This is a genomic window from Actinosynnema sp. (assembly GCF_052038725.1).
The window spans coordinates 1-2601 of sequence record NZ_JBQGCX010000483.1 but is presented as its reverse complement, the minus strand read 5'-3'; the positions used below and the strand labels follow the sequence as shown (position 1 = coordinate 2601).

Annotated in this window: 2 protein-coding genes; one reads left to right on the top strand and one right to left on the bottom strand. The window is 75.9% G+C overall.

From position 1 onward, the window contains the following. Window positions 1-1655: BTAD domain-containing putative transcriptional regulator (locus ACTUAL_RS09740; protein ID WP_440900034.1), on the bottom strand; the 1655-nt coding region annotated here is incomplete at its 3' end. A 130-nt stretch (window positions 1656-1785) separates the two neighbouring features. Between ACTUAL_RS09740 and ACTUAL_RS09735 the strand changes: the two genes are divergently transcribed. Next, on the top strand, window positions 1786-2601 hold an 816-nt coding region (locus ACTUAL_RS09735), incomplete at its 3' end, for an alpha/beta hydrolase (RefSeq protein WP_440900033.1).

Genomic DNA, 2601 nt, shown 5'->3' with positions numbered 1-2601 from the left:
TGGCCGGGGTCGGCGTCGTGCGCCACCCGGAAACCGGCCCGGAGCGCGGACTCGAGCGAGTCCAGGACGTCTTCGCCCGCGAGCGCGGCGAGGAGCGCGAGGTCGACCTCGCGGCCCAGGACGGCGGCTTGGCGGAGGTGGGTCGCCGCGGGTTCCGGGAGGGCGGAGAGGCGGTGCAGGAGGACGTCCCGGACGCCGGCGGGGACGGTGCGCAGCGCCTCGTCGCCCTCGGTCGCCCACAGCTCGGCCAGTTCGTGGGCCAGGAACGGGTTGCCCGCGCTCCTGGTGTGGATGGATCTGGTCGCCCTCGGGGTCGGGGGGTGGTGGGTGGCGATCAGGTCCGACACCGCCCGCTCGTCCAGGCCGGAGAGGTAGAGGCGGGTCGGGGTGGCGCGGGCCAGGCGGGCCAGCGCGGCGGTGAGGGCGGGTGGGATGTCGGTGGCGCGGTGGGTGCTCACGACCAGGGTGGGGCCCGCCTCGGGCGGGAGGGCGGTGAGCAGGGCGAGGGTGTCCTCGTCGGCCTGGTGCAGGTCGTCCAGGACCAGGAGCGTGGGCGCGGACTCGGCCAGGTGGGCGGACAGGGCGCGGAGGGTGGTGAAGCGGGGGGTGCGGTCGGGTTCGGGCGGGAGGCCGAGGTGGGTGCGGAGCGCGGTCCACGGCCAGGCCGCCGGGGTTCCGGGGAGGTCGGGGCAGGTGGTGGTGGCGGTGGACCAGCCCTCGGCGCGCAGGTGGGCGGCCAGTGCCCCGGTCAGGGCGGATTTGCCGGAACCCGCGGCGCCCGAGACGAGGACGTGGTGGAGGCGGCGGGTGGCGACGGCCTCGGTGGCGGCACGGGTGAGGGTGGCCAGTTCTTGCTCGCGGCCGAACAGGGGCGGGGTGGTGGTTCGGGGCGGGGTGCGGGGTGGGAGGAGCAGGGCCGGGGACTGGGCGAGGATGTCGGCTTCCAGGGCGCGCAGGGGTTCGCCGGGGTCCACGCCCAGGTCGGCGCGGAGGGCGGACCTGGTGCGGCGCAGGGTTTCCAGGGCCTCGCCCTGGCGGCCGGTCCGGTAGAGGGCCAGCGCGAGCAGGTGGGCGGCGTGCTCGCGGTGCGGGTGGGACGCGGCGTGCGGGGTGAGGGGTGGGATGGCGTCCGCGGGGGCGCCCAGGGACAGGGCGGTCTCGGCCAGGCGTTCCACGGCCAAGAGGCGCAGCTCCTCCAGGGCGGTCGACTCGGCCAGCGCCCAGGGGCGGTCGGCGAACTCGGCGTACGCGGGGCCGCGCCAGAGGGCCAGGGCGGCGGTGAGCAGGGTCCGGGCTCGGGTGGGCGGGGCGGATGTGGCCTGGTGGACGGCGGACTCGAAGTGGTGGGCGTCGGTGTTGTCGGTGCGCAGCGCGTAGCCGTTCGCGACCGTGACCAGCAGGTGGGGCGGGGTGCGGGGTGGGCGGTCCGGTTCCAGGGCCTTGCGCAGGTCGCCGACGAAGGTCTGGACGGCGCCGCGCGCGCTCGGGGGCGGGGTGTCGTCCCAGAGGTCGGCGACCAGGGTGTCCAGGGGGACGGTCCGGCCGCGCGCGACCAGCAGCCTGGCCAGCACCGCGCGGTGGCGGGGGCCCTTGAGGTCTGCGGGTCCGCGGTCCAGATCTGCCTGGAGCGGGCCCAGCACGGCGAAGCTCACCATCGGTGGACAACCTAGCGCCGGGGTCGGGGGTGTGGCGGGTGGCGCTGATCGCGTGCTGATCCGGTGGTGCTGATCGGGGTGGGCGACGGTGGAGGGGCATTCGACAGCGAGTGGTTGAGGAGTCGGCGAGATGGTTCTTCCGGGGTTCACCGAGCAGCGGGTCGCGGTGGCGGAGGGTGTGCGGTTGCACGTTGCGGTGGGTGGGGCGGGGAGTCCCGTGGTGCTGCTGCACGGGTTCCCGCAGACGCACCTGATGTGGCGGCACGTCGCGGCCGACCTCGCCGCGGATCACACGGTGATCTGCCCTGACCTGCGGGGGTACGGGGCCAGTGACAAGCCCGCCGACGACGGGGAGAACTACTCGAAGCGGGTGATGGCGCGGGACGTGGTGGCGCTGGCCCGCGAGCTGGGGCACGAGCGGGTCGCGGTGGTGGGGCACGACCGGGGTGCGCTGGTCGGGATCAGGGCCGGGTTGGACCACCCGGACGTGGTCACCCACCTCGGGGTGCTGGACGTGCTGCCGACGGTGGAGTCGTGGGAGGTGCTGCGGGGGCGGGGTGCGGCGGTGGGGTTCCACCTGTTCCTGATGGCGCAGCGGCCGGGGCTGGCCGAGGCGATGATCAGCGGGGCGGCGGACGAGTTCTTCGGGCACTTCCTGGACGTGTGGGCGAACGACCCCGCGGCGATCCCGGCCGACGTGCGCGCCGAGTACCTGCGGGCCAGCCGGGAGGCGGTGCCGTCGATCGTGGCGGACTACCGGGCCACGGCGGGGGTGGACGTGGCGCACGACGAGGCGGACCGGGCGGCCGGGCGGCGGCTGCGGATGCCGGTCGGGGTGGTGCAGCAGGACTGGGGGGCGGAGCTCGGGTTCGACGCGGCGGGGGTGTGGCGGGGGTGGGCGGAGGACTTGGAGCACCGGACCGTGCGGTGCGGGCACTTCATGGCG